Origin of the sequence: Allobosea sp. RAF48 (assembly GCF_052114025.1) — a bacterium.
Lineage (GTDB): Bacteria > Pseudomonadota > Alphaproteobacteria > Rhizobiales > Beijerinckiaceae > Allobosea.
On the sequence record NZ_JBFRDZ010000002.1, the window covers coordinates 554,387 to 580,289 of the forward strand.

Annotated in this window: 25 protein-coding genes; 15 read left to right on the forward strand and 10 right to left on the reverse strand. The window is 67.1% G+C overall.

The window, feature by feature from the left end; translation table 11 throughout:
• Positions 1-5: 5 nt before the first annotated feature.
• Positions 6-545, reverse strand: a complete 540-nt coding sequence (ppa, locus tag AB4Z10_RS05955) for an inorganic diphosphatase (RefSeq protein WP_441469454.1) — start codon at positions 543-545, stop codon at positions 6-8.
• A 196-nt stretch (positions 546-741) separates the two neighbouring features.
• On the opposite strand from ppa, the gene AB4Z10_RS05960 reads away from it, so the two are divergent.
• Positions 742-1,419 carry a fused DSP-PTPase phosphatase/NAD kinase-like protein gene (locus AB4Z10_RS05960; RefSeq protein WP_441469455.1) on the forward strand — a complete coding sequence of 226 codons (678 nt, stop codon included), beginning with the start codon at positions 742-744 and terminating at the stop codon, positions 1,417-1,419.
• Positions 1,420-1,435: 16 nt separating this feature from the next.
• Here AB4Z10_RS05960 and AB4Z10_RS05965 read toward each other — a convergent pair whose 3' ends face one another.
• The 3 genes from AB4Z10_RS05965 to AB4Z10_RS05975 form a co-directional block, all read right to left on the reverse strand.
• Positions 1,436-2,791, reverse strand: a complete 1,356-nt coding sequence (locus tag AB4Z10_RS05965; RefSeq protein WP_441469456.1) for a hypothetical protein — start codon at positions 2,789-2,791, stop codon at positions 1,436-1,438.
• A gap of 237 nt (positions 2,792-3,028) precedes the next feature.
• Complete coding sequence (hutX, locus tag AB4Z10_RS05970) at positions 3,029-3,550, reverse strand: heme utilization cystosolic carrier protein HutX (protein WP_441469457.1); 522 nt, start codon at positions 3,548-3,550, stop codon at positions 3,029-3,031.
• Between the two features lie 10 nt (positions 3,551-3,560).
• Positions 3,561-3,908 carry an antibiotic biosynthesis monooxygenase family protein gene (locus tag AB4Z10_RS05975; protein ID WP_441469458.1) on the reverse strand — a complete coding sequence of 116 codons (348 nt, stop codon included), beginning with the start codon at positions 3,906-3,908 and terminating at the stop codon, positions 3,561-3,563.
• Positions 3,909-4,266: 358 nt separating this feature from the next.
• On the opposite strand from AB4Z10_RS05975, the gene AB4Z10_RS05980 reads away from it, so the two are divergent.
• The 4 genes from AB4Z10_RS05980 (at position 4,267) to AB4Z10_RS05995 (ending at position 7,753) form a co-directional block, all read left to right on the forward strand.
• On the forward strand, positions 4,267-5,211 hold the full coding sequence (locus tag AB4Z10_RS05980) for a heme/hemin ABC transporter substrate-binding protein (RefSeq protein ID WP_441469459.1): 945 nt from the start codon (positions 4,267-4,269) through the stop codon (positions 5,209-5,211).
• The gene (locus AB4Z10_RS05985; RefSeq protein WP_441469460.1) at positions 5,208-6,314 is read left to right on the forward strand and encodes a FecCD family ABC transporter permease; all 1,107 of its coding nucleotides are present in this window, start codon (positions 5,208-5,210) and stop codon (positions 6,312-6,314) included. The genes AB4Z10_RS05980 and AB4Z10_RS05985 overlap by 4 nt, the downstream gene beginning before the upstream one ends.
• A complete protein-coding gene (locus tag AB4Z10_RS05990; RefSeq protein WP_441469461.1) occupies positions 6,307-7,131 on the forward strand; it encodes a heme ABC transporter ATP-binding protein in 825 nt (274 codons plus the stop codon). Before AB4Z10_RS05985 ends, AB4Z10_RS05990 begins: the two co-directional genes overlap by 8 nt.
• A 109-nt stretch (positions 7,132-7,240) precedes the next feature.
• The gene (locus tag AB4Z10_RS05995; RefSeq protein WP_441469462.1) at positions 7,241-7,753 is read left to right on the forward strand and encodes a L,D-transpeptidase; all 513 of its coding nucleotides are present in this window, start codon (positions 7,241-7,243) and stop codon (positions 7,751-7,753) included.
• Positions 7,754-7,757: 4 nt separating this feature from the next.
• Here AB4Z10_RS05995 and AB4Z10_RS06000 read toward each other — a convergent pair whose 3' ends face one another.
• Entirely contained in the window at positions 7,758-8,705 is a 948-nt protein-coding gene (locus AB4Z10_RS06000; protein WP_441469463.1) for a 2-hydroxyacid dehydrogenase, read from the reverse strand.
• Positions 8,706-8,942: 237 nt separating this feature from the next.
• Between AB4Z10_RS06000 and AB4Z10_RS06005 the strand changes: the two genes are divergently transcribed.
• Positions 8,943-9,260, forward strand: coding sequence for a DUF2853 family protein (locus AB4Z10_RS06005; protein WP_441469464.1), 318 nt, complete (start codon positions 8,943-8,945; stop codon positions 9,258-9,260).
• A gap of 86 nt (positions 9,261-9,346) precedes the next feature.
• On the opposite strand, the gene AB4Z10_RS06010 is transcribed toward AB4Z10_RS06005, so the two are convergent.
• A complete protein-coding gene (locus AB4Z10_RS06010; protein ID WP_441469465.1) occupies positions 9,347-10,651 on the reverse strand; it encodes a class I SAM-dependent methyltransferase in 1,305 nt (434 codons plus the stop codon).
• A 154-nt stretch (positions 10,652-10,805) separates the two neighbouring features.
• On the opposite strand from AB4Z10_RS06010, the gene AB4Z10_RS06015 reads away from it, so the two are divergent.
• Positions 10,806-11,183: a hypothetical protein gene (locus AB4Z10_RS06015; RefSeq protein WP_441469466.1), complete on the forward strand. Its 378-nt coding sequence runs from the start codon at positions 10,806-10,808 to the stop codon at positions 11,181-11,183.
• Positions 11,184-11,214: 31 nt separating this feature from the next.
• Here the strand turns inward: AB4Z10_RS06015 and AB4Z10_RS06020 are convergent, their stop codons facing one another.
• On the reverse strand, positions 11,215-11,436 hold the full coding sequence (locus AB4Z10_RS06020) for a DUF1674 domain-containing protein (RefSeq protein ID WP_441469467.1): 222 nt from the start codon (positions 11,434-11,436) through the stop codon (positions 11,215-11,217).
• A 183-nt stretch (positions 11,437-11,619) separates the two neighbouring features.
• Here AB4Z10_RS06020 and htpX point away from each other — a divergent pair, with 183 nt between their 5' ends.
• From htpX to AB4Z10_RS06045, 5 genes are all read left to right on the forward strand, one after another.
• Complete coding sequence (htpX, locus tag AB4Z10_RS06025; RefSeq protein WP_441469468.1) at positions 11,620-12,573, forward strand: zinc metalloprotease HtpX; 954 nt, start codon at positions 11,620-11,622, stop codon at positions 12,571-12,573.
• 1 nt (position 12,574) lies between these two features.
• A complete protein-coding gene (locus AB4Z10_RS06030) occupies positions 12,575-13,936 on the forward strand; it encodes an RsmB/NOP family class I SAM-dependent RNA methyltransferase (protein ID WP_441469469.1) in 1,362 nt (453 codons plus the stop codon).
• A 120-nt stretch (positions 13,937-14,056) separates the two neighbouring features.
• Positions 14,057-15,775 (forward strand): heparinase II/III family protein, encoded by a 1,719-nt coding sequence (locus AB4Z10_RS06035; protein WP_441469470.1) that lies wholly within the window; start codon positions 14,057-14,059, stop codon positions 15,773-15,775.
• A 105-nt stretch (positions 15,776-15,880) separates the two neighbouring features.
• Positions 15,881-17,473 (forward strand): bifunctional phosphoribosylaminoimidazolecarboxamide formyltransferase/IMP cyclohydrolase, encoded by a 1,593-nt coding sequence (gene purH, locus AB4Z10_RS06040; protein WP_441469471.1) that lies wholly within the window; start codon positions 15,881-15,883, stop codon positions 17,471-17,473.
• Between the two features lie 196 nt (positions 17,474-17,669).
• The gene (locus AB4Z10_RS06045) at positions 17,670-18,848 is read left to right on the forward strand and encodes a low temperature requirement protein A (RefSeq protein WP_441469472.1); all 1,179 of its coding nucleotides are present in this window, start codon (positions 17,670-17,672) and stop codon (positions 18,846-18,848) included.
• Between the two features lie 89 nt (positions 18,849-18,937).
• On the opposite strand, the gene AB4Z10_RS06050 is transcribed toward AB4Z10_RS06045, so the two are convergent.
• Positions 18,938-19,354 carry an organic hydroperoxide resistance protein gene (locus AB4Z10_RS06050; RefSeq protein ID WP_441469473.1) on the reverse strand — a complete coding sequence of 139 codons (417 nt, stop codon included), beginning with the start codon at positions 19,352-19,354 and terminating at the stop codon, positions 18,938-18,940.
• 311 nt (positions 19,355-19,665) lie between these two features.
• Between AB4Z10_RS06050 and AB4Z10_RS06055 the strand changes: the two genes are divergently transcribed.
• Positions 19,666-20,709, forward strand: coding sequence for an alpha/beta fold hydrolase (locus AB4Z10_RS06055; protein WP_441469474.1), 1,044 nt, complete (start codon positions 19,666-19,668; stop codon positions 20,707-20,709).
• A 146-nt stretch (positions 20,710-20,855) separates the two neighbouring features.
• On the opposite strand, the gene AB4Z10_RS06060 is transcribed toward AB4Z10_RS06055, so the two are convergent.
• The gene (locus AB4Z10_RS06060) at positions 20,856-22,604 is read right to left on the reverse strand and encodes a cytochrome c biogenesis protein DipZ (RefSeq protein ID WP_441469475.1); all 1,749 of its coding nucleotides are present in this window, start codon (positions 22,602-22,604) and stop codon (positions 20,856-20,858) included.
• A 170-nt stretch (positions 22,605-22,774) separates the two neighbouring features.
• On the reverse strand, positions 22,775-23,545 hold the full coding sequence (locus tag AB4Z10_RS06065; protein WP_441469476.1) for an alpha/beta fold hydrolase: 771 nt from the start codon (positions 23,543-23,545) through the stop codon (positions 22,775-22,777).
• A gap of 232 nt (positions 23,546-23,777) precedes the next feature.
• Here AB4Z10_RS06065 and AB4Z10_RS06070 point away from each other — a divergent pair, with 232 nt between their 5' ends.
• Both AB4Z10_RS06070 and AB4Z10_RS06075 read left to right on the forward strand, forming a co-directional pair.
• Positions 23,778-24,518 (forward strand): response regulator, encoded by a 741-nt coding sequence (locus AB4Z10_RS06070; RefSeq protein WP_441469477.1) that lies wholly within the window; start codon positions 23,778-23,780, stop codon positions 24,516-24,518.
• Positions 24,515-25,834 carry an ATP-binding protein gene (locus tag AB4Z10_RS06075; RefSeq protein WP_441469478.1) on the forward strand — a complete coding sequence of 440 codons (1,320 nt, stop codon included), beginning with the start codon at positions 24,515-24,517 and terminating at the stop codon, positions 25,832-25,834. The genes AB4Z10_RS06070 and AB4Z10_RS06075 overlap by 4 nt, the downstream gene beginning before the upstream one ends.
• Positions 25,835-25,903 lie beyond the last annotated feature (69 nt).

Genomic DNA, 25,903 nt, shown 5'->3' on the forward strand with positions numbered 1-25,903 from the left:
CGGGATCAGCCCTTCTTGGCGGCCTTGGCGCGCTCCATGGCCTCGATGATCAGCTTCTTGGCCTCGGCGGCGTCCCCCCAGCCCTTGAGCTTCACCCACTTGCCGGGCTCGAGATCCTTGTAGTGCTCGAAGAAGTGCTGGATCTGGTCGAGCGTGATCTGCGGCAGATCGGTGTAGTTGTGCACGTTCTCGTAGCGCTTGGTCAGCTTCGGCACGGGCACGGCGATGATCTTCTCGTCGCCGCCGCCCTCGTCCTCCATCAGCATCACGCCGATCGGCCGAACCGCGATGTAGGAACCCGGCACCAGCGGGCGCGTATTCGCGACGAGGACGTCGCAGGGGTCCCCGTCCTCCGAGAGCGTATGCGGGATGAAGCCGTAATTCCCCGGATAGCGCATCGGCGTGTAGAGGAAGCGGTCGACGAAGAGCGTGCCGGCGTCCTTGTCCATCTCATACTTGATCGGCTCGCCTCCGATCGCCACTTCGATCAGGACGTTGACTTCGTCGGGCGGATTCTTGCCGATGGAGATGGCGTCGATGCGCATGGGGAACCTGTCGTTACAAAATTTCGCCGGGCCTTATGCAAGTTCGGAGCAAAAAGTCCAACCCCTTCCTTGGTTTTCGGTTGCCCAATGATTTGCGCTGCCGGAGTCACGCTGGTATCGGGCGCTGCATGAAATCGACCAAGGCTTTTCCGTGCTGACCCGGCTACGCCCCGATGAAGAGCGTTACGCCCGTCGCATGGCACGCATCGCACGCTGGGACCGGCCGATCGAGAGCCGCGGCCAGCGCCTGCGCGCCTGGGCCAACATGCTGCTCGTCGACCACGGCATCTTCCGCCTGGCCTATCTCAACACGCATCGGGTGACGCCGCGGCTCTGGCGCTCGGCCCAGCCGGCACCGCATCAGATCGCCGGCTTTGCCCGCCGGGGCATCAAGACGATCGTCAATCTGCGCGGCGGGCGCGAGCACGGCTCCTGGCCCTTGCAGAAGGAAGCCTGCGAGCGTCACGGCATTGCCCTGATCGATTTCGTCCTGCGCTCGCGCGGCGCGCCGGACCGCGAGACGATCCTCAATGCGAAGGACTTCTTCGCGAGCCTGCAGGAACCCGTGCTGGTGCATTGCAAGTCGGGCGCGGACCGGGCCGGCTTCTTCTCCGCCCTCTATCTCCTGATCCACGAAAAGCGCCCGCTCGCGGAAGCCATGCGGCAGCTCTCGCTGCGCTACGGCCATTTCCGCTTTGCCAAGACCGGAATTCTGGATGCCTTCTTCGAGGCCTATCGCCGCGAGGGCGAGGCCAAGGGGATCGCATTCCTCGATTGGGTCGAGACCATCTACGATCCGGAGCGGCTCGAGCGCGAATTCAAACCGGGCGTGGTTTCGTCGCTGATCGCCGACAGGCTGATCCGTCGGGAGTGACCGAGCCGTCGTCGGCTCAGCGCGCCGGGCTGCCGACGACCGGCGCGGTCTCTGCGTCCCCGAGGTGCAGCCAGATGAAGCCCGTATGGACCAGCGCGCGCAGGATCGAGATCAGGCCGATCGCCTGCAGGAGCTCCGGCGACAACGCTCTGAACCAGTTCATCGCCGCGATGATCGCGACCAGGGCCAGTGCATTGATCAGCACTTGCCAGGCTGGCTGGCGCGATAGCGTCGCCATGTCCTGGAGTGGCGTCAGCACCGCAATGCCGGCGTAGAACGGCGCGAGAAGGGCCAGAACCGGGCCGAGATTGTCCCAATGGGTTCCCTCGAACAGCGGCTCGACCAAAGTCGCGACCACGGCGATCGCGCCGAACAGCATCGCCGCAGCAGCGATCAGGCCCAGCGCCATCACCCGTGCCACGAAACGTCGGCGCGGCCCCGCATAGGCGCGCAACCGGTTGAGCGCGATGGGCGCCGACACCGTACCGAACATCTGCGTCGGCATGTCGAGCAAGCGCATCGATAGTGCGACTTGCGCAGCGAGCGCCGTATTGGCGGCGTAGGGCAGCGCCAACACGGGTGCGATCGCGAAGCCATAGGCCAGCAGCGCGCTCGGCAGCCATGTCAGCGGGACGCTTCGCCAATGATAGGCTGCGACAAGCAGGCTCTGCCACGACCACAGATGCGGCTCGACGAACGGCAAGATCGCGCGCCAGCGCCGTCGCAGCAGATAGAGAGCAGCAAGGACATGGCCCAGCGCATCGGCCATGAAGAGGGCGAGCGCTTTCGGCCCGAAGATGCCGATCAGGATCAACATGACCGCGGGTTGCGCGACGGCCTGGACGACGTTGCTGTTGCCGATCGCGCGGAAGTCTCCCTCGGCGGTCGCCTCGGTCCAGAGCAGCCTCAGCACCGCGCGCGCCGACAGCGAAACGAGGAACAGCAGGGCGATCGCCGGGGCGACCCAGCCGGACAGCACCAGCCCGACCAGCAAGATCGCGGCGACACCGCAGAACGCCAGGCCGACGGCCGCGGCAAGCCGGAAGGCACGCCCGAGACGCGCGCGATCAGCACTCTGGAAGAAGACGGCTTCCAGCCGCAGCAATGCCGCGATCGAAACGAAATTGACCAACGCCGAGAACACGGCGAAGGCGGCAAAGACGAAAGGCGGGCAGAGGATGGCGGCGACCAGCAGCCCCCATACCGAGATCAGCCGCGCTTGAATGAAGCGCAGGCCGAGCAGAATCGAAGAGCTCAGGCTGGAGCGCAGCAGCGGCGCGCGTGCCGCCACAAAGCGCCGGCCCGCCGACAGGCGCCCGGTGGCTTGGCGTGGCGGCAGCTGCACCCGTTCCAGGACGACTTGAGCGGTCATATCGACATCCACGCTCGGATGATCGGATGGGCCGTCTCGTGCCGGTCCCACGCCATTCTTCACGGAAGAACGATCGGCGGACTGATTCACGGGTGACGCGCCTTCTGCCGAGGAGGCTGCGCCTGTATGGTTAACGATCGATTAAACTTGGTCACGGGCCGATAGCTGGAGAGGGGGCGATGATCCCCGCCCCCGGGTCACGGCGCATGAACCGCACCATGTCGCCTTTTTTGCGGCTCAGACGAATTTGGTCTTCAGCGCCTCGAACCGCGCCAGCTGATCCGGCAGGAGCTGACGCGCTGCATCGCGCCGCACGAAGATCTTGAACATCACCTCGCCGACGCCGTTGAAGAACTGGACCGAGCAGGCCCGCCGGCCCTGCGCCGTGGAGCGGTCCACCAGATAGATCGCGCGGCAGTTCTCGGCCTTGATATGGCCGCCAATGGGGCTGTCGCCATGGATGTTGTAGTAGCCATGGGCGAAGCTGCCGACCGGCAGCGCGCCTTCGCATTCCAGCACGATGTCGGGGGTGTGCATCAGGAAGAGCACAGTGCCCCAGGTCGCGAGGTCCTTCCAGACATCCTCGAAGCGCCCAGGCGCTACGAAGAGGCGCTGCTCGCCAGGCAGGAGCTCGAGCACCGCGCGCGTCGAGACATTCGCCTCACGCGCCACGGCCTCGATGAGGCCGTCGGGCTTGGCAGCGAGCAGCGCGCGCGCATGCTCGATCGGATCGCGGGTCGCGACGTCGGCAGTCGTCATAGCCGCCGCCTTACTCGGCCGCCTGGCGGGGAAGGTGCGGGTTGGTCTCGCTCAGCACTGTCTCGAAGCCCTCGAACTCGGGATGACCGAGATAGATCGGCTTCGGACGCGGCTGGCCGGCACTGCGATGCGACTCGCGGAACTGGTCCGACTTCGTCCAGGTGATGAAGTCGTCCTTCGAGGCCCAGGTCGTGTGCGAGGAGTAGAGCGTGTGATCCTCCTTCTCCGGCCCCTTGAGCAGGTGGAAGGCGATGAAGCCGGGCATCTCGTCGAGCCGGCTCTTGCGTGAGGACCAGACGGTCTCGAAGGCGACCTCCTCGCCCTTGACGACCTTGAAGCGATTCATGGCGATGAACATCGACGCATCCTGCATGTGAAGCCGCGAGACGGCTGAAATGGAACGGTGCCGCTGCGCGGCCGGTCATCGCCGTTCCCGGATACACGCCTGGCGAAGCGTCTACCGTGGAGAATGCGCGCCGGGAGCGGCCGCGCGACGACGCGCCGCGACCGAAGCCGGCGGCGCACAGGCGCTGCCCTTGACCCCTTGTAGTAAAGATGAATATCACCGTCAACAATACATCTGGTCAATTCTTGTTTTGAGGAATTAAAAACAAGAATTTACTTTGTATTGAACCATTCTAAACGAGCCGATCTTTTAAATCGGTCTGAATTGCAATGGCCGCAGCCCATCGCTCGCGTCCGAACGGAGTTGCAACATGTCTGGCTCACGCGACCGAGCGATGCATTCCGGTCCCGCGCAACCGAACCGGCGGGAACTGGCGGCCTCGGCCTTGTCATTGCTCGGCCTGGCCGCGCTCGGCTCCTTTGGCCCCGCCCTGGCCCAGGCACCCGAACGCATCGTCGTCGCCGGTGGCGTCATCACCGAGGTGATCTATGCGCTCGGCTTGCAGGATCAGATCGTCGGCGTCGATTCCACCAGCCAGTTCCCGGCCGAGGCGCTGAAGGACAAGGCGAATGTCGGTTACGTCCGCGCGCTGTCGGCCGAGGGCGTCCTCTCGCTGAAGCCCTCGCTGATCATGTTGATCGACGGCGCTGGCCCGCCTGACGCCGTTTCGCTGCTGAACGAATCCGGCGTGAAGATCGCCCGCATCAACGACGGGCTGACCCCGGAAGGCGTCACCACGAAGATCGCCGCAATAGGGGCTGCGATCGGCGCTGCGGCTCCCGCCGAGCGCCTTGCGGCGCAGACCAAGGCCCGGTTCGACGAGTTGGCAACACTGCGCTCCGGCATGACGAAGAAGAAAAGGGTCCTCTTCCTGCTTTCGCTACAGAATGGCCGCGCCCTCGTCGGCGGCCGCAACAGCTCGGCCGATGCGATCATCTCACTGGCGGGCGGCATCAACGTCGCCGATGCGATCGAAGGCTACAAGCCGATGACGGACGAGGCGATCGCCGCAGCCGCGCCCGAGATGGTGCTGATGATGCGCAACAGCAGCGCCCACAACACCACCCCCGACGAACTCTTCGCCATGCCGTCATTCTCCCAGACGCCCGCGGCCAAGGACAAGCGGCTTGTCCATATGGACGGGCTCTATCTGCTCGGCTTCGGCCCGCGCACGCCGATGGCGGCACGCGATCTGATGGCCGCGATTTATCCGGAGGCGGCGATCCCGCCGCTGAAGACGGCCGCCGCCCCGTGACGCTTGCGGCACCCGCCCCCGCTATCGCTTCCAACGCGCTGACGACGCTGATCGCCGGCAGGCGCCGCATCGGCCTGCTGGCCGTCGTCGGCCTCTCCCTGGTCTGCCTGCTGATCGCCATCGTCGCGATCGGCCAGGGCGCCATCTCGATTCCTCCCGGGCGCGTCGCCGAAATCCTGATGGCAAAGCTGACGGGCGACGCCACGCTGCTGGATGGTCGCGATGCGCTCGTCGTACTCAACATCCGCCTGCCGCGCGTACTGCTCGGCCTGCTCGTCGGCGCCGGCCTCGCCATCTCCGGCGCCCTGATGCAGGGCCTGTTCCGCAACCCGCTGGCCGACCCCGGCCTCGTCGGCGTTTCCAGCGGCGCCGCCCTGGCCGCGGCCGCCACCATCGTGCTGGGGGACAGTTTCCTGGCGGGCACTGTGATGAAACTGCCCTTCGCCGCCCTGCCCGTTGGCGCCTTCTGCGGCGGCCTCGTTTCCACGCTGGCGCTCTATGTCATCGCCACGCGCGGCGGCCGGACCTCGGTCGCCACCATGCTGCTGGCCGGCGTCGCGCTCGGTGCGATGGCGAGCGCGCTGACCGGCCTGCTCGCCTTCATGTCGGACGACCGGCAGTTGCGCGACCTGACCTTCTGGTCGCTCGGCAGCCTCGGCGGTGCGAGCTGGACCAAGCTCTCAGTGGTCGCGCCAATCATCCTGCCGCTGCTGCTGACCATGCCGCTGCTGGCGCGCGGATTGAACGGGCTGATGCTCGGCGAGGCCGAGGCCTATCACCTCGGCATCCCCGTCCAGCGCATCAAGGCGCTGGCGATCCTGCTGGTCGCGCTCGCCGTCGGCGCCAGCGTCGCCTCGGCCGGAATGATCGGCTTCGTCGGCATCGTCGTGCCGCATCTGATCCGGCTTTGCGTCGGGCCGGATCACCGGCTGCTGCTGCCGCTTTCGGCACTCGGCGGCGCGATGCTGCTGGTCGGCGCCGACATCGTCGCGCGGCTGATCGTTGTCCCGGCGGAGCTGCCGATCGGCATCGTCACCGCCACGATCGGCGCGCCCTTCTTCCTCTGGCTGCTGCTGCGACGCACGAGCGCTCTCGATGTCTGAAGCGACACCCATCCTCTCCGCCCATGGCGCGAGCTTCGCCGCCAGCGGTCGCCGGCTCGTCGCCGACGCCAACCTGCAGCTCGCCGGGGGCACGACCACGATCCTGATCGGGCCGAACGGCGCGGGAAAATCGACCCTGCTCAAGCTCCTGACCGGCGAGACGAAGCCCGCCAGCGGGGAAATCCGCATGTCCGGCGAGCCGCTGGCGGCGGTGCCACACTGGCGCCTCGCCTGCCAGCGCGCCGTCATGGCCCAGCATGCCCGCCTCGCCTTCCCTTTCAGCGTCTACGAGGTCGCGAGCCTTGGCGTCGACGGCATAGGCCGGGCGCTGACGCGCCAGCGCCGCGAGGCGATCGTCGCAGACAGTCTCGCAGCCGCCGGGGTGATCGACCTTGCCGGCCGGCGCTATCAGACGCTCTCGGGCGGCGAGCAGCAGCGCGTGCAGTTCGCCCGCGTCCTCTGCCAGCTCGAGGCCGGCCGCAGCGTCGCCGAGCGGCAGGTGCTCTTCCTCGACGAGCCGATCGCCAGCCTCGATCTCTGCCATCAGCTGGCCCTGCTCGACATGGCGCGCAGCATCGCGGCCCGCGGCGTCGCAGTGCTGATCGTCCTGCACGACCTCAACCTCGCCGTGACCTATGCCGACCATCTGGTGGTGATGGACCAGGGGCAGATCATCGCGCAGGGGCCGCCGGCGAAGACGTTGGACGACGCCTTGCTACGCCAGGTGTTCAAGGTAGACCTGACCCTGAGCCGGGCGCCCGCCCCGGGCTTGCCGTTCCTGCTGCCGCAGCAGCATCGCTCGCGTCCTGCGGCCTGAATCGCGATTCACCCGCCCTTCATCCTGAATCCGGCTTCACCATATCGCTCAACCCATGCTTCATGACTGAGGACTAAACCCCGTCCACGTCCGAACGGGAGTTTCGACCATGGCCAGATACGCTGCCGCCATCGGCCTCGCCGCAGCCTTGCTGCTGCCGGGCCTGACCAGCGCCGAAGCACGCGACGTCATCGGGCTGCGCGATGATCGCTTTGAGCCCGGCACCATCATCATCCGCACCGGCGAGCGGAAGCTCTATTTCGTCGTCTCTCCCGGCGAGGCTATTCGCTACACCATCGCGGTCGGCAAGGCCGGCAAGCAATGGCGCGGCGTCAAATATGTCGAGGAGATGCAGGTCGACCCGGCCTGGGCTCCGCCGTCCGAGGTCAAGCGCGACAATCCTCGCCTGCCCGACGTCATTCCCGGCGGCTCGCCGCGCAATCCGATGGGTGCGCGCGTCATCGGCCTCGGCCCCGGCGGACAATACGCCATTCACGGCACGAACATGCCGAACACCATCGGCACCGCCGCCTCCTATGGCTGCTTCCGCATGCATAATCAGGACGTGATCGACCTGTACGCCCGCGTCCAGATGGGCACGCCGGTGGTCGTTCTCCCCTGACTTCTCAGATCGTGACGGGCGAGAGCAACGGTTCGCTGGCGAAGAACGCCCGCAGATTGCCGAGCATGACATCCTGCTGCGCCGCTTGAGCCGAGTCCGAGGCGGCCGCGATGTGCGGCGTCAGCACGACATTGTCGAGCGCCTTCAGCCTGTCGGAGACATGCGGCTCGTGCTCGTAGACATCGAGCCCCGCGCCTGCGATCGCGCCGGTCTCCAGCGCCGCGCACAGCGCGCCCTCGTCGACCGCGATGCCGCGCGAGATGTTGACCAGATGCCCGTGCGGCCCCAGCGCCTTCAGCACGGCGGCATCGACGGCATGGCGGTTCTCGGCGCTGGCGCGGGCCGAGACGACGAGGACGTCCGCCCAGTCGGCGAGGCCGAGCAGGCTGTCGTGATAGAGATAGGGCATATCAACGCGCCGGCTGCGATTGTGGTAGCCGATTTCCATCTCGAAGGCCTCGGCGCGGCGCGCGATGCGGCTGCCGATCGCGCCGAGGCCGTAGATGCCGAGCCTGCGCCCTGCCAGCCCCGGCACCGAGGCCATGCGCTGGACGGAATTGCCCTGCCAGCGCCCGGCCCTGACGAAACGGTCGGCCTGCGGGATCTGCCGCGCGGTGGCGAGCAACAGTCCCATCGCGAACTCGGCCACGCCAGTGGCATTGGCCTCTCCGGCATTGGCGAGGGCAATGCCGCGCGCCTTGGCATGGGCACGGTCGACGCCTTCGATCCCGGTGCCATAGCAGCAGATCAGCTTGAGCCTTGGCAGCGCGTCGAGCAGCGCGGCATCGGTGCTGAGGCTTCCCATCGTGAGCAGCGCCTCGGCCTGCTCCGCGCCAGGCGGCAAGGCGTCCGGCGCAGAGCGTTCCATCGGCCCCAGCAGGGTGAAGTTCTCCTTGAGCCGCGCGATCAGGGCCTCCGGCATGCGCGGCACCATCAGTATCGTCGGCTTCATTGCGTTGCTCCAGCGGATGCTGCATCGCAGCACCACGCCGCCGATCGCTCAACCCACATCGGCAAATGCCCCGCCATCCGCTCCACGCATTCCGGGCTTCGACGAAAGACGCATCGAATCGCTCCAAAAGCCGGCAATCACGCGCTTTTTCCCCTCGCCGCCCGAAGGGAACCGCGTTAACCTCCGGCCGCGACACGCAACCGCCCGTGCCACGACGGGCCAGGAAGGGGCAACCAGATGGATCACCTCGCCGACGTGAAGAAGTTCGCCAAGAAGCCACTGAACGATGCTGCCTTCGCCGGAATGTCCAAGGCCTATGCGCTCGTGATGAGCAAGCCCGACACCCGCTACGTCGCCTGCTCGGACCCGGCCGAGGTCGACCGCGTCCGCGAGAATTTCCTGAAGAAGAAACTCGGTCTGAAGTCCGGCGATCTCGACGGCTCGATCAAGGCGATCTGCGAGCATATGAAGGCAGACCGGACCAAATCCCGCCTGACCTTCTACTACCTGCTGGCCGAACATCACGGAAAGCTCGACCTCTTCGTCAAGAAGTAGGTCATGGCCCGGCCCAAGCCGGGCACTCCCACCCGCATATGCAGGGATGAACGGCATGGCCGGCCGTCACGCCGGCCGGGGGCCGCTCAGTCGCGATAAAGGTCTGCGCGCGTCAGCGGTAGGCCCGACGGCCCCTTGCGCCGCTTCGAGACCAGCGTCTGGTTGACCAGCGCCCCGCCGCGCTCGAAGGCGAGCGAGCAGCCGGCGAGATAGAGCAGCCACATCCGCGTCCGCTCCGGGCCGATCTCGGCCTCGGCCTTCGCCTTGTTCGCCGCGAGCCTTTCCCACCATAGCCGCGTCGTGCGCTGATAGTGTTCGCGCCAGCCTTCGACATCGTGGATTTCGAAGCCGTGGCGCTCGAGATTGGCGATCGACATGCCGAGATGGTCGAGCTCACCGCCCGGGAAGATGTAGCGCACCAGCGCACGGTATTCCGCCGGCATCTTGTTGAAGGCCTTCTCGGTCTTCTTGGCGCGCCGCGAGATGCAATGATGCAGATAGAGCCCGCGCGGCCGCAGTAGCCGGTTCACCGCCTGGAAATAGGACGGATGATTGCGGATGCCGACATGCTCGAACATGCCGATCGAGGAGATCTTGTCGAATTCCCCCTCCATCTGGGTGAAGTCCTTGAGATGGAGCGTGACCTTGCCCTGAAGCCCGAGCTTTTCGACCTTCTCGCGCGCCAAGGCGAGCTGTTCCTCCGCCAGCGTCACGCCATGGGCCTCGACGCCGTAATAGCGCGCGGCATGGCAGACCAGCGCGCCCCAGCCGCAGCCGATGTCGAGGAAACGGTCTCCCGGCTTCAGGCGCAGCTTCCGGCAGATCATGTCGAGCTTGTCGCGCTGAGCCCGTTCCAGATCGCCGTGATCCTCGGTGAAATAGGCGCAGGTGTAGACCATCTCCTCGTCGAGGAAGAGCCGGTAGAAATTATTCGAGACGTCGTAATGATAGGCGATGTTGGCCTTGTTGGTGGCCGGGGCGCCGTCACGCGCGATCTCGTCGCCCTTGCGGTGGCTAACGGCGGCCTCGGCCTTTCCGGGCGCAAAGACGAAGCGCCTGATAACGTCGAAGACGGCACTCTTCGGGATGTTGCGCGCGAGCTTGCCGACCTTGCCATCGGGGCGCGCCGCCGCGAGATCGAAGATCGAGCCGTTCTGGATCGAGATGCGGTCGGTGATATGCAGATTGAGCAGCGTGTCGAGCTTGGGCTTGCGGATCAGCGCGGCCGGCACGCCGGCATCGGCGACGGCGATGGCGAGCCCGTCAGAGGGCCAGGAGGCGGGCACGGAGCTGCCGTCCCAGAGCCGGAAGCCGAGCTTCAGTCCGAGCTTGTCATGGGCCTCCGCCAGAAGGCGGCGCAGGGCGGCGAGCCGCTGGTCGTCATTCGTCATGATCGGCTCCTATTGGCTGCCTCCCTCTGGCAGCCGAAAGCAGTTGGCAATCGCCGCCACCTGCAAACGGACCCGACATAAACCATAACGCAGTGAAGTCATGAGGTTTTCGTATCGACGCTGCTAGAAGAGATGCGTTCGAGAGGAAGGTGCCATGAAGCCGAAACTGTTTCTCACGCTCATCATAGCGGCCTCATGCTACCTCATGCAGAATCTCGACGTTTGGGCGCAAACGCCGAACCCCAGCTCACCCCTTGCCGCTCAGTCGGTCGGACGCGGGCAGCCCACACGAATCAACGTAAACTTTCGCATTGAGATCGATGGCGAAGCCGGAGACCTGGCGGCCACCGAGAAGGCTAGAAAAATACTTTACAGCCAGGCGGCGCGGGAATGCTCGGTGCTCACCGCGAGCTTCTCGGGCACGAGTTGCCTCATGGAAAACCTGAACGTCATGTTTCAGAGGGACGGCTCGGTGAACCGGGGTTCGGCATTCCTGAACGGCAACGCCGTGTATCAGCTTCGCGCCGATTGAGGCGACAGAGACTCCCTTTCGCGGTCTCTTCTCAGAAATCGCTGGCGATGCCCTTCACCTCCCAATCGTCGTAACGCACGGGGTCCAGCCCGCCGCGCCCATTGACTTCGCGCTGGCCGGCGATTTCCGCCGCATGGGCGTCGATCGCGGCGCGGCGTGCCTCGGCCTCGGCCAGAGCACGCTTGGCCGCCGGCGAGAGCACCTTCTCCGTCATGGCAGGTGCGGGCGTGGCATCGCTGGCTTTTTCCGGCATGCGGAACATCTCCAAGTTTTTGCCTTTTCGCATTTTCTTCACGCGAACCGGCGTCCACTTCGCTCGAAAATGCTCTTGGCCCGGACTTGCAGGATTGGGCCGATGCCCACCACATAAGGCAGGAAACCGGCATTCGCGAGGGTAATCCGCCCTTTTTTCGTACCGGCAAGCGAAGGGAATACGATGAACTACGTCAGGACCGGCATGCTGATGGCGGGTTTGACCGCGCTGTTTCTCAGCGTCGGCTACCTGCTGGGCGGGAGTAGCGGCATGCTGATCGCGCTGATCTTCGCCGCCGGCACCAATCTCTTCAGCTACTGGAATTCCGACCGGCTGGCGCTCGCCGCCCATAATGCCCAGGAGGTCGATGAGCGCAGCGCGCCCGAGCTCTATGGCATGGTCCGCAACCTCGCCGCCCGCGCCAACATGCCGATGCCGCGGGTCTATCTGATCCAGGAGGACCAGCCCAACGCCTTCGCCACCGGCCGCAACCCCGAGAACGCGGCCGTCGCCGCGACGACAGGCATCCTGCGCACGCTGACCTATGAGGAACTGGCCGGCGTGATGGCGCATGAGCTCGCGCATATCAAGAACCACGACACGCTGACCATGACGATCACCGCGACCTTTGCCGGCGCGATCTCCTCGCTCGTCACCTTCGGCATGTTCTTCGGCTCGCGCGACAACCGCCCGAATTTCATCGTCCAGATCCTGCTGTCGATCCTCGCGCCGATGGCGGCCGCCCTGATCCAGATGGCGATCTCGCGCTCGCGCGAGTACGAGGCTGACAAGCTCGGTGGGCAGATCTGCGGCAATCCGGTCTGGCTCGCCGATGCGCTGGCCAAGATCGCGGCGGGCGTCCAGCACATTCCCAACGAGACAGCCGAGGCCAAGCCTGCTACGGCGCACATGTTCATCATCAATCCCTTGACCGGCGGCGGCATGGATAATCTGTTCTCGACCCACCCCGACACCGGCAACCGCATCGCCGCGCTGATGGAGCAGGCCCGTATCATGGGCGTCGGCACCGGCGCTGCCGGAGCCGGGTTCGCCGCCCAGGCCGGCAACGGCCCCTGGGGCCAGGCCGGCGGCAGCTCTTGGGACAACCCGCCGCACCAGCGCGGGCCCTGGGGCTGAGATGGCCGGTCACGTCCCCTCGCGCCCCCGCCCGCAGGCGGCGGCCCCGAAGCGCGACAATGCGCCCGGCCTCGCGGCGCGCCGCCTCGCCGCGGATGTCATCGACGAGGTGCTGCGCGCCCACGTCGCGCTCGACGAGACCTTCGAGCGGCTGCTGCCGGATTCGGGCCTGGATGCCGCCGATGCCGGGCTCGCCCGCGCTATCGCCGTCACCGCCTTCCGCCGGCTGGGCACGATCCAGCACGCGGTCGATGCCCGCCTTGAACGGGGCAGCCCACAGCGGTCCGGTCTCTTCGAGCCGATCGTGACGGCGGCAGCGGCACAGATTCTCTTCCTCGACGTACCCGACCATGCCGCCGTCGATCTCGCGATTCGGCATCTGCACGAAGACCCGCGCTCGGCCCGTTATGCCGCGTTGGGGAACGCGCTGTTGCGCCGGCTGGTGCGTGAGCGTGACGCGATCCTGGCCGAGACGCAGATGGACGCCTTCCGCGACACACCTGCCTGGCTGGCCGAGAGCTGGCGCGTCGCCTATGGCAAGGATACCGCCGCCGCGATCGCCGCCAGCCATCGCGAGGAGCCGCCGCTCGACATCACCGTCAAGGCCGACCCCGCCCGCTGGGCCGAGGCTCTCGGCGGCATCGCCCTGCCGACGGGCTCGGTCCGGCTGCGCGAGCGGCAGGCCATCGCCGGGCTGCCCGGATACGATGAGGGCGAGTGGTGGGTGCAGGACGCCGCCGCCGCGCTGCCGGTGAAGCTGCTGGCGCCGCAACCCGGCGAGCGCATCGCCGATCTCTGCGCCGCGCCCGGCGGCAAGACCGCCCAGATCGCCGTCGCTGGCGCCGATGTGACGGCATTGGATCGCTCGGCGCCGCGCCTGCGCCGTCTGAAGACCAATCTCGCCCGCCTCGGCCTGACGGCGAATGTCGCCACTGCCGATGCCTCGACCTGGAAGGCCGAACCCTTCGACGCCGTTCTGCTCGACGCGCCCTGCAGCGCGACCGGCACGATCCGCCGCCACCCGGACGTCGCCTGGACCAAGCTGCCGGAGGATCGCGACCGGCTCGCCGGCCTGCAGGCGCGCCTGCTCGATGCGGCCGCCGCCCTGACGAAGCCCGGCGGACGGCTGGTCTACTGCACCTGCTCGCTCGAAGCCGCCGAGGGCGAAGCGCAGATCGCCGCCTTTCTCGTCCGTCATCCCCAGTTTCGTCGTAAACCCGTCGAGGCGGCCGAAATCGGCGGTTTGGCAGAAGCAATCGACGCAAACGGTGATATCCGGACCCTGCCGCACCAGTTGAAGGGCGAATCCCCGCGCCTCTCCGGATGGGCGGGATTTTACGCAAGCCGCCTGATCAGGCTATGACGGGGCAAGGATTCGCGCGCTGGGACGGCGCGGCTCCGCTGGTACTATCCGCGCGGCATCGGGCCGCGCCCGGGGACGGAGCATACGGGGGTTTTGAGCGGCTGGTCTGAGCGACGGGGGTTGGCCCAGGCCGCGATCGGACGGGCGGCGCGGCGGACCCGTGGCCAGTTCGTCGGCGCGACGCGCAAGCTCTGGCCCTTTGGGCGCAGCACCCCGACCCGTCTCCTCTTCGCGCCGCATGATCTGCGCACTGCCGATCCGACGACCGCCGGCGATTTCTACGCCGGCTACTACAGCTTCGCCGGCCGCACCCTGCGCAGCCACGGCGAATCGCCCTTCGATGTCGAGCCGCCGAGCGACGCCTGGGCCGAGGCTCTGTACGGCTTCGGCTGGCTGCGCCACATGCGTGCAGCCGACACCGCGATCGCCCGCGCCAATGCCCGCAGCCTCGTCGAGGATTTCATCGCCAGGCGCCGCGAGCGGCATGACATCGCCCGCCGCCCGGCCGTGGCCGCCCGCCGCCTGATCGCGCTCCTCTCTCACTCGCCTCTCCTGCTGGAAGGTGCCGATCACGTCTTCTACGAGCGCTTCCTGCGCCATGTCGCACGTCTGGCCGACCGTTTGAGCCTCGCGCTTGCCGGCGCTGTGGAAGGGGTCGACCGGCTGAACACGCTGATCGCAGTCACCCTCGCCGCAATCTGCCTCGATGGGCAGGACGCCCGCCGCCGCCGCGCCGAGACGATGCTTTCCGACGAGTTGGACGAACAGATCCTGCCCGACGGCGGCCATCTCTCGCGCAATCCGCGCCTGCTCGTCGAACTTCTCCTCGACCTGCTGCCGCTGCGGGAGACTTTCGCGGCGCGCGGGCTCGAGCCGCCGCGCGGCGTGCTGACCGCGATCGAGCGGATGATGCCGCATTTGCGCCTGTTCCGGCACGGCGACGGTTCACTTGCCCTGTTCAACGGCATGGGCACGACCGCACCCGACCTGATGGCGACGCTCGCAGCCTATGACGACGCGCGCGGCCGCCCGACCGAGCATGCCGCCTATTCCGGCTATAGCCGTCTCGCCGCGGGGCGCAGCGTCGTCGTCGCCGATGCCGGCGCACCGCCGCACGGCGCCTATTCGATCGAGGCCCATGCCGGCTGCCTCGCCTTCGAATTTTCCAGCGGCGCGCAGCGCATCATCGTCAATTGCGGCGCCAGCCGCTTCGGTCCGCCGGAACTGCGGCTCGCGGCGCGCAGCACCGCCGCCCACTCCGCCCTCGTTCTCGACGATCGCTCCAGTGCGAATTTCGGCATGGTTCTCGGCGAGATGCGGATCGTCTCCGGGCCGCGCGATGTCCGCGTCGCACGCCAGGACGGCGCCGACGGTCCGGAATGGGTCGCGAGCCATGACGGCTACCGCCGCAGCATCGGCGCGATCCACACCCGCCGCCTCCTGCTCGCCCAGGACGGATCCACGCTTTCGGGCGAGGACGAGGTCGCGCTGAGCGGAATGCGCGAAACGCTGCCGGCCGCGGCCCGCTTTCATCTTCACCCCAATGTCCGTGCCAGCCTCGTCCGCGAGGGCAGCGGCGCGCTGCTGGCGCTCGCTTCCGGCGAGGTCTGGAGCTTCGAGGCCGGGGGGCTGCCGATCGTGCTCGAGGAGAGCATCTTCCTGGCCGCTTCGGACGGCAGACGGCGCACGGAGCAGCTCGTCGTCGCCTTCGACGCCGCCGCCGCGCCGCGGATCACCTGGCGCCTCACCCGGATCAGCACCGCCAATCCGCGCGCCGGCAAGACGGTGGCCGCGGCCATTGCCGAACGCGAATCCGCCGAGCCCGCTCCCGACGCGTGACGGTTCTGCGACGCAGAGCTTTGCCTTTCGCGGCGCAGCATGATAGCCCGCGCGCGTCTGCCCAAGAACTGCCTTCCCTGCAATCCAAGCCGGACCAGAACCCCGATGCCGAATGAACTTCGCCGCGTCGAACGCGCTCTCCTTTCCGTTTCCGACAAGACGGGACTGATCGACTTCGCGCGCGCCCTCCACAAGCTCGGCATCGCGCTGGTCTCGACCGGCGGCACCGCCAAGGCGATCGCCGAGGCCGGTCTGCCGGTCAGCGACGTCTCCGACCTCACCGGCTTCCCCGAGATGATGGATGGCCGCGTCAAGACGCTGCATCCGAAGGTCCATGGCGGCCTGCTCGCCATCCGCTCGCATCCCGAGCACCAGGCCTCCATGCTCGGCCACGGCATCCAGCCGATCGACCTGCTGGTCGTGAACCTCTACCCCTTCGAAGCAACGGTCGCAGCCGGCAGATCCTATGACGACTGCATCGAGAACATCGATATCGGCGGCCCGGCGATGATCCGCGCCGCGGCGAAGAACCATCACGACGTCGCCGTGGTGGTCGAGCCGGCGGACTACCCCTCGGTGCTCGCCGACCTGGAGGCGCAGAAGGGCGCGACCACGCTGACGCTGCGCCGCAAGCTCGCGCAGAAGGCCTATGCCCGCACGGCGGCCTATGATGCCGCGATCTCGAACTGGTTCGCCAACGAGCTCGGCGATACCGCCCCGGCCTTCCGCGCGCTCGGCGGCGCGCTCGCCGAGACCATGCGCTATGGCGAGAACCCGCATCAATGGGCTGCCTTCTACCGCACCCCGGAGAATCGCCCGGGCGTCTCGACCGCGCGGCAGGTCCAGGGCAAGCAGCTCTCCTACAACAACATCAACGACACCGATGCGGCCTTCGAATGCGTCGCCGAGTTCGATCCGAAGGCCTCGGCGGCCTGCGTCATCGTCAAGCACGCCAACCCCTGCGGCGTCGCGGCCGGCGGCTCGTTGCTCGAGGCCTATGAGCGTGCGCTCGCCTGCGACCCGGTCTCGGCCTTCGGCGGCATCGTGGCGCTGAACCGCAAGCTCGATGCGGCCGCCGCCAAGAAGATCGTCGAGGTCTTCACCGAGGTCATCATCGCTCCCGACGCTGACGAGGAGGCGATCGCCATGATCGCCGCCAAGAAGAATTTGCGCCTGCTGCTCACCGGCGGCCTGCCGGATGTCCGCGCGCCCGGCCTTGCGCTCCGGACCGTCTCCGGCGGCTTCCTCGCCCAGTCGCGCGACAACGCCGTCGTCGACGACATGGAGCTCAAGGTCGTCACGAAGCGCCAGCCGAGCGAGCGCGAGCTTGCCGATCTGCGCTTCGCCTTCCGCGTCGCCAAGCACGTCAAGTCGAACGCCATCGTCTATGCCAGGGATCTCGCCACGGTCGGCATCGGCGCCGGCCAGATGAGCCGTGTCGATTCCTCGCGCATCGCTGCCTGGAAGGCGGCCGAGGCGGCGAAGGCGGCAGGCGTGGCCGAGAGCCTCGCCAAGGGCTCTGTCGTTGCCTCCGATGCCTTCTTCCCCTTCGCCGACGGCCTGCTCGCGGCGGCGGAAGCGGGCGCCACCGCGGTGATCCAGCCCGGCGGCTCGATGCGCGACGACGAGGTCATCAGGGCAGCAGACGAGGCCGGCCTCGCCATGGTCTTCACCGGACACCGCCACTTCCGCCATTGACGGCGGCGGCAGCCGCGGGACAGGCTGATTGCAAGCCGAAGCCTTTCGGGTCCTCGCACGGTCATCCCGGGCGACCGTAGGGAGACCCGGGATCCATGCCTGAACCCTTCTTGGAAGCCCTCCGGCACTGGATCGCGGATCCCGGCTTGTCCGGGATGACGGCGAGCGTGGGATCGAAGGTTGAGCGAGGCATGAGATGACGCGAAGCGCCAAGCCCGGCGCGCTGCTTAGGGAGCGCGTCGAACACCAGCATGCGAGGGTCGCTTACGTCGAGCTGTTCTTCGACCTGGTCTTCGTCTTCGCCATCACCCAGATCTCGCACACGCTGCTCGAGCATTTCAGCGCGCTCGGGCTGGCCCAGGCCGCCTTTCTGCTCGGTGCCGTCTGGTGGGTCTGGATCTACACGAGCTGGGTGACGAACTGGCTCGACCCCGAACAGGCGCCGGTCAGGCTCATGCTGTTCGTGCTGATGCTGTTCGGTCTCGTCCTGTCCTGCTCGGTGCCGGAAGCCTTCGGATCGAACGGCCTCGCCTTTGCCGGCGCCTATGTCGCGATCCAGCTCGGCCGCTCGCTTTTCACCATGGCGAGCCTGAAGAACGCCTCACCCGCGAATTATCGCAATTTCCAGCGCATCACGATCTGGCTCGCGGTCTCCGCCCTGTTCTGGATCGCCGGCGGGCTGTGCGAAGGCAATCTGCGCTTCGGGCTCTGGATAGTCGCGCTCGGCATCGAATATGCCGGTCCGGCGCTTGGCTTCCAGGTCTTCGGCCTCGGCCGCTCGCAGACCACTGACTGGAATGTCGAGGGCGGCCACCTGGCCGAGCGTTGCGCGCTCTTCATCATCATCGCGCTGGGTGAATCGATCCTCATCACCGGTGCCACCGCAGCCAAGCTGCCGGTGACCGGCGTCAACGTGACAGCATTCCTGAATTCCTTCGTGAGTTCGGTCGCGATGTGGTGGATCTATTTCCATATCGGCGCCGAGCGCGGCAGCCAGCTCATTGCCCACGCCTCCGACCCCGGCCGGATCGCGCGCATCGCCTATACCTACCTGCACGTACTGCTGGTCGCCGGCATCATCCTCGTGGCGGTCGGCGACGAGTTGGTGATCGCCCATCCGCTCGGCCACACCGACGCCAAGACGGCGATCGCCGTGGCCGCGGGGCCGGCCTTCTACTTGCTCGGCAATCTCCTGTTCAAACGGGTGACGGCTGGCTGGTTCCCGCTCTCCCATCTCGTCGGGCTAGGCCTGCTCGCTCTGCTCACGCTCGTCTCGGCCGTGCTGCCGCCGCTTGCGTTCAGCCTGGCCGCCACCGCGATCCTGATTGTCGTCGCCGCCTGGGAGGCGATCTCGCTGCGGCCGAAAGAGATCTGAGCCTCTCAGACGATAGACGGCATGAGATCGTCGGCAGGGCAAAAGCGGATAAAAAGGCCAGCCGAGGCTGGCCTCTTCGCGGTCGGCGGCTAGGCGACCCTCAACTCGACATCGATGTTGCCTCGCGTGGCCCTGGAATAGGGGCAGGTCTGGTGCGCCTCCTCCACGAGCTCGCGCGCGAGTTCCGGCGCGAGGCCCGGCAGGCTGACGTTCAGACGCGCCTGCAGGAAATAGGCGCCGTCCGTCGTGCCCAGATCGACCTCGGCATCAACAGCGAGATCGGCCGGCAGGGCGACCTTGCGCTTGCCCGCGGCAAGGCCGATCGCACCGATGAAACAGGCCGACCAACCGGCGGCAAACAGCTGCTCGGGATTGGTGCCCGCTCCCGAGCTGCCCGGAGGCGACAGCTTGATGTCGAGCCGGCTGTCGGAGCTGCGCGAGGCGCCGTCGCGCCCGCCGGTGGTGCGGGTCTTGCCGGTATAGAGAACCTTCTCGATCCTGCTCATGGAAACTCTCCATCTGATGCCGCTCCTGTCGGCGGCTGGCGACCGAGGGCTTCTCAAGCCGACATGTCCGGTTTGTTTTGCGGATCGGCCCATATGCAAGGAAACGTCGGCTTTCTCCGCCGCGATACAGTGCGATACAATGATCTTCCGGCAGCGCTCGCCCGCCGCCGCGGATGGCGGACGGTTTGTATCCGTTCGTATCGGAGGCACCGGTCTCTACGCAGGCTTGCAAATCCGACGCTGGCGGACACAGCGCGGATACAGCGGACAGGCTCACTCCCCTTGCTATCCACGCAATCAGGAACAGAACCATGTCGGACCAGATCGATCAGCCCCGCCGCAGCTTCCTGAGCACGCTGGCGCTCGTAGCCACCTTTGCACAGCTGGGCGCCGTGAGCGGCGCCAGCGCCCAGACTCGCTCGCCCTCCCCGGCGGCTGCCGGAGCCGGCCAGCACACGACCTTCGCCGCGTTGAAGCAGATCGACGCCGGCGTTCTCAACGTCGGATACGCCGAGGACGGCCCGGCGGACGGCCCGCCGGTGCTGCTGCTACATGGCTGGCCTTACGACATTCACAGCTATGTCGATGTCGCCCCGATCCTGGCGAAGGCCGGATACCGGGTGATCGTGCCGTATCTGCGCGGCTATGGCAGTACCCGCTTCCTCTCGGCCGGGACCGCGCGCAACGGCCAGCAGGCAGCGCTGGCAACCGACATCATCGCCTTCATGGATGCGTTGAAGATCGAGAAGGCCGTGATCGCCGCCTATGACTGGGGGGCGCGGACCGCCAACATCGTCGCCGCGCTCTGGCCCGAGCGCTGCAAGGCGATGGTCTCGGTCAGCGGCTACCTCATCGGCAGTCAGGAGCTGAACAAGGCGCCGCTGCCGCCCAAGGCCGAGCTGCAATGGTGGTACCAGTACTACTTCGCCACCGAGCGAGGCGCGGCCGGCTACGCCAAGTACACCCATGACTTCGCCCGCCTGATCTGGGAGCTCGCCTCGCCGCAGTGGAAGTTCGACGACGCCACCTTCGCGCGTTCGGCGGCGGCCTTCGACAATCCCGACCATGTCGCGATCTCCATCCACAACTACCGCTGGCGGCTCGGCCTGGCGCAGGGCGAAGCGCAGTTCGACGCGTTGGAACAGAAGCTCGCCACCTTCCCGAGCATCGGCGTGCCGACGATCACCATCGAGGGCGACGCCAATGGCGCGCCGCATCCCGAACCCGCGGCCTATGCCAGGCGCTTCACCGGCAAGTACGAGCACCGGCTGTTCAAGGGCGGCATCGGCCACAACCCGCCGCAGGAGGCGCCGCTGGAGTTTGCCCGGGCGGTGATCGACGCCGACAAGCTTTGAGGAACTGCGAGGGAGGCGTCGAGCGCCTCCCGTTTCTGTCTCCCGTCCGATCTCTCTTGTGAAAGCGGTCCCCTCGGGGCCGCTTTTCCTTCATATGGCTCGCTGACAAAGGCCTCGCTTTGCAGCGGGGCCTTTGCTTTCAGCTCTCAGCCGAAGGTGAAGGCGTAGGCCTCCACGCCCGGATCGAGGAAGTGGATCTCGAAGAGGCGCTCCCTGACATCGCCGGTCTGGCGGACGAGCTGGTGGAGTCGCGTTTCCGAGACCGTGCCGTTGCCCTCCGCGTCAACATCGGCGCCATGGTCGGCACCGGGCGCGGCCCCGTCGATCGCGACCTTGAACCGCACCGGCTTGCCGCCCGGACCGGGCCCGAGCACCAAGTGAAGATCCCGCGCGCTGAAGCGATAGGCGATGCCGCCGCCAGCGCGTCCGAGACCGGCGCTCTCCCCGGCGATCGTCCAATTGCCGGTCAGGCCCCATTGATTGAGCCTCAGCTTCCTGACGCTGTAGTTCTGCGGCCGGTCGCCCGCGACGCCTTCGGGCGAGGCGAAGCCCGCAGCCTTCAGATAACCCAGATAGCCCTCGCCCGAGCGAATATTGCCGAGATCCGCCGGGGCCTGGGCTCCCGGCGCGAGTGGGGTTACGAGCTCCGCCTGAGCCTCGCGACGGCCGGCTGCTTCGGCAAGGAGGTCCTGAATGACCCGCTCCGAACGCGCCTCGCCGCCTTCGCCGAACTGGCTGTGGCGGATATGCCCCTGCGCATCGACGAAGTAGAGCGCTGGCCAGTAGCTGTTGCGGAAGGCGCGCCAGATCCGGAAGTCGTTATCGACCGCGACCGGGTGGACGATGCCGAAGCGGGCGATCGCCTGCCGGACGTTCTCAACCTTCTTCTCGAAGGCGAACTCCGGGGTATGGACGCCGACCACGACAAGGCCCTGGTCCCTGTACTTTTCCGCCCAGGCGCGGACATAAGGCAGGGTGCGGATGCAGTTGATGCAGGAATAGGTCCAGAAATTGACCAGCACGACCTTGCCGCGGAGCTGCTCGGCGCCCAGCGGATCCGCGTTGAGCCAGCCGGTCGCGCCGTCGAGGCCGGGGGCCGCACCATAATCCGGCAGATTGCTGCGATAGGGCTGAGAGGCATTCTCTGCCGTGCGGGGCTGTCCGGCCTCGGCCCGACGCGGACCGAGCGCATCCAGCAGCCTTTGCTCGATGCCGACGGTGCCGGCGAAGGAGAGCCGGGTCAGGAAGCCCGTATCGAGGCCGAAGCCGATCGCCAGCACGCTCGCGAGAACAGCGACGCCGACGCCCTGCCGAACACGCTCGCCAACCCCGAGCGAACGCTTCAGCGCGGCAAGGACCTGACCACCGGCCCGGAGCGCCAGCGCGAGCGAGGTTGCGGCACCCGCAGCATAGGCGGCCAGCAGCAAAGCCGTTTCGGATGAGGCTCCGTGCAGCGCGGCGCCGGTCAGCACGAGGCCCAGGATCGGGCCCGCGCATGGTGCCCAGAGCAGCCCGGTCGCGACGCCGAGCAGAAGCGAGCCGCCAACGGAACGGGCTCCCGCTTCGTCGCTCGCGGAAAGCCGCTGGCCGAGCGCGACGATGGGACGGGTGAAGATTGCGGCCGCCCGCTGTGAGACGAGCGCGACACCGAACAGCGCGAGCAGAGCAAGCGCCGCATCGCGCCCGACCTCGTTCACCTGCACGGCCCAGCTTCCGCCGATGGCGGCGAGGCTGGCGACACTCGCGAAGGTCAGCGCCATGCCGATCAGCATCGGCAGGGAGCTGCGGATGAAAGGTTGGTCGGCGCGCGAGAAGACGAACGGCAGGATGGGAAGGATGCAGGGGCTGAGGATCGTCAGCACGCCGGCGAGATAGGAGATGACGAACAAGGTCATGGCTGGTCCTCTCAAAGGCGGCGGTGGCGCTTCTTTCGAGGCCTCCGCCGAATGCACCAGCACTCAGCCCCAGCGACGTATCTCCGATATTTCTCCGAGAGGCCGATCTGTAACGCTCTGTAGCAACGGCGCCGGGCGAGCGGTCGTAACGCTCGCCGGGTGCTCTGCCGCTACCGGGACACGGCTCCGGCCGCCTCGGCGATCAGCTCCGCGACCTCGGCCGGCTTCGAGGCATAGACGGCGTGGCTCGCGGCCACCTCCCGCACCGTGCTGCCGGCCCGCGTTGCCATGTCGCGTTCGAGCGCGGGATTGATCGAGCGGTCGTCGCTCGCCACCAGCGCCCAGCTCGGCTTGCTCTTCCAGGCCGGCTCGCCGGCCTCGGTGGCGAAGGCCGCCTGCGCGGCGAACACCTGCGAATGGGCGAGGAACGCGGCTTCCGCCTTGGGCAGATCGGCCGCGAAGACCGCAGCGAAACGCGCCGGATCGAGATAGAGATAGCCGTCCGCCGTCGCCTTGATCGCGTCGGGCGCAGCATTCGGCACCGGCTTGCTGCCGGCGAGCTTCGCCAGGCTCTCGCCCTTTTCCGGTTGGAAGGCGGCGATATAGACCAGCCCCGCGACCTTCGGGTCGTTGCCGGCATCGCTGATGACCATGCCGCCATAGCTGTGCCCGACCAGGATCGCCGGCCCATCCTGCAGCGCCAGCGCACGACGAGTCGCGGCGACGTCGTCCTGGAGCGAGGTCAGCGGCTGCTGCACGACGGTGACGTTGTAGCCCCTCGCGACCAGCCTGTCCGAGACCTTGCGCCAGCCGGAGCCGTCCGCGAAGGCGCCGTGGACGATGACGATGTTGCGGATGGCCGCGGCTTCGACGGCAGAACATGTGCCCGCGATCGGCAGCACGAGCGCGCCGATGACGGCCGAGATGAAACCCTTGCGCATTGAAGCTTCCTTCCTGTTCGCTGGAGGCGATGAAGCCAGGCAAACCGACCGAGGCGGCTGCGTGCTCCCCGGCACCCTGCCGAAAGGAGGCGAGAGGTTCGACGGGAACATTGTCCGCGCCGGTATCGGGGCGGAGAGCCGATACACGCGCTTACAATTCTCCCGCGGAAGGCCCGAGCAAACCGCCGAGGCTCTGCTATTTCTACCACGACAGAAGCCGGAAGCCTTGCTGATGGACCACATCGACCATGTGCTCGTCGTCGACGATGACCGGGAGATCCGGGATCTCGTCTCGAGCTACCTGAAGAAGAACGGGCTGCGCGTGACGACTGCCGCAGACGGGCGGCAGATGCGCGCCTTTCTCGACGCCGACCGCGTCGATCTCATCGTTCTCGATCTGATGATGCCGGGCGATGACGGGCTCGTGCTCTGCCGTGAATTGCGCGCGGGCAGGCACAAGACCACGCCGATCCTGATGCTGACCGCGCGCAGCGACGATACCGACCGGATCGTCGGGCTGGAGATGGGCGCCGACGATTATCTGGCGAAACCCTTCGTCGCGCGCGAGCTGCTGGCGCGGATCAAGGCCATTCTGCGCCGCACGCGCATGCTGCCGCCCAATCTGCAGGTGACGGAAGCCGGCCAGCTCATTGCCTTCGGCGATTGGCAGCTCGACACCACCGCCCGCCATCTGCTCGACAAGGAAGGCACTGCGGTGGCGCTGAGCGGTGCGGAATACCGCCTGCTGCGGGTCTTCCTCGACCATCCGCAGCGCGTGCTCTCCCGCGACCAGCTCCTCAACCTCACCCAGGGCCGCGAGGCGGAGCTCTTCGACCGCTCGATCGACCTGCTCGTCAGCCGTGTCAGGCAGCGCCTGCGCGACGATGCGCGCGAGCCCGCCTATATCAAGACCGTGCGCAGCGAAGGCTATGTCCTCGCCATGCCGGTCGAGATCGTGACGGCGCGGCAATGAGCGCCGCCGCCCGTATCGGCGGGTACCTGCACCTGCCTCGCACGCTGCGCTGGCGGCTTTTCCTCATCCTGTTCGCCGGCCTCGCGATCGCACACGCCCTGTCGTTCAGCCTGCAGTTCTACGAACGCACCATGAGCGCGAAGGCGACGATGTATACGACGCTGGAGAACGACGTCGCCACCTCGATCGCCCTGCTCGACCGTCTGCCGCCGGAAGAGCGCCCGCAATGGCTCGGCCTGCTGGCCCGGCGTACCTATCGCTACGAGCTCGGGCCGGGATTGCCCGGTGTCCCCGAACTCAGCCGGCGCGCGGCGGAAGTCGCTGAGACCATCAATGTCGCGGCCGGCAAGCGCTTCCCGGTCAGCGTCGAAAGCATCCCGGGCGAGCGTGAGCATCTGCAGGCTCATGTCACGCTCACTGACGGATCGCAGGTGACGATCGACATGCTGCCGGAGCTGATGCCGCTCGCGACCTGGCTGCCCTATGTGCTCCTCGCCCAGCTCTTCCTTCTCGTATTCTGCACCTGGCTCGCGGTCCGGCTGGCGATCAGGCCGCTGCTGCGGCTGGCCAGTGCGGCCGAGACCCTCGACCCCAATCGCAAGGGGGAGCGGCTCGCGGAGAGTGGCCCGGCCGAGGTCGCCTATGCGGCGACCGCCTTCAATGCGATGCGGGACCGGATCGCGCATTACCTGCAGGAGCGCGTCCAGATCCTCGCCGCGATCTCGCACGACCTCCAGACACCGATCACGCGCATGAAGCTGCGCGCCGAGATGGCGGAGGAGGGGCCGGAGAAGGACAAGCTCGTCAACGATCTCTCGGAGATCGAGCGGCTCGTGCGTGAAGGCGTCGCCTATGCGAAAAGTGCCCATGGCGATGCCGAGAAGCCGGCGCGCATCGATCTCGGCTCCTTCGTCGAGAGCATCGCCTTCGACTATCAGGACACCGGCAAGGCGGTCACGATGCCCGCGACGATCGACGCCGTCGTGGTGACGCGCCCGCATGCCTTGCGGCGTATCCTCACCAATTTGATCGACAATGCCTTGAAATTCGCCGGAGCGGCGGAGATCCAGCTCGAGAAGACGCCGGACGGAAGGCTGAAAATCCTCGTCCTCGATCGCGGACCCGGCATTCCCGCCGATCAGCTCGAAGCGGTCCTGCAGCCCTTCTACCGGCTCGAACAATCCCGCAATCGCGAGACGGGCGGAACCGGCCTCGGGCTCGCCATCGCCCAGCAACTCGCCGCGGCGATCGGCGGAAAGCTGACGCTGGCCAACCGCCCGGGCGGCGGCGTGATCGCCGAAGTGGCGCTGAGTTGAACCGGCCGCCGGGCGATCCGCGGTCGGGACGACGATACGCAGCGCAAGCTCTGCGCGCCGCGTATCGCA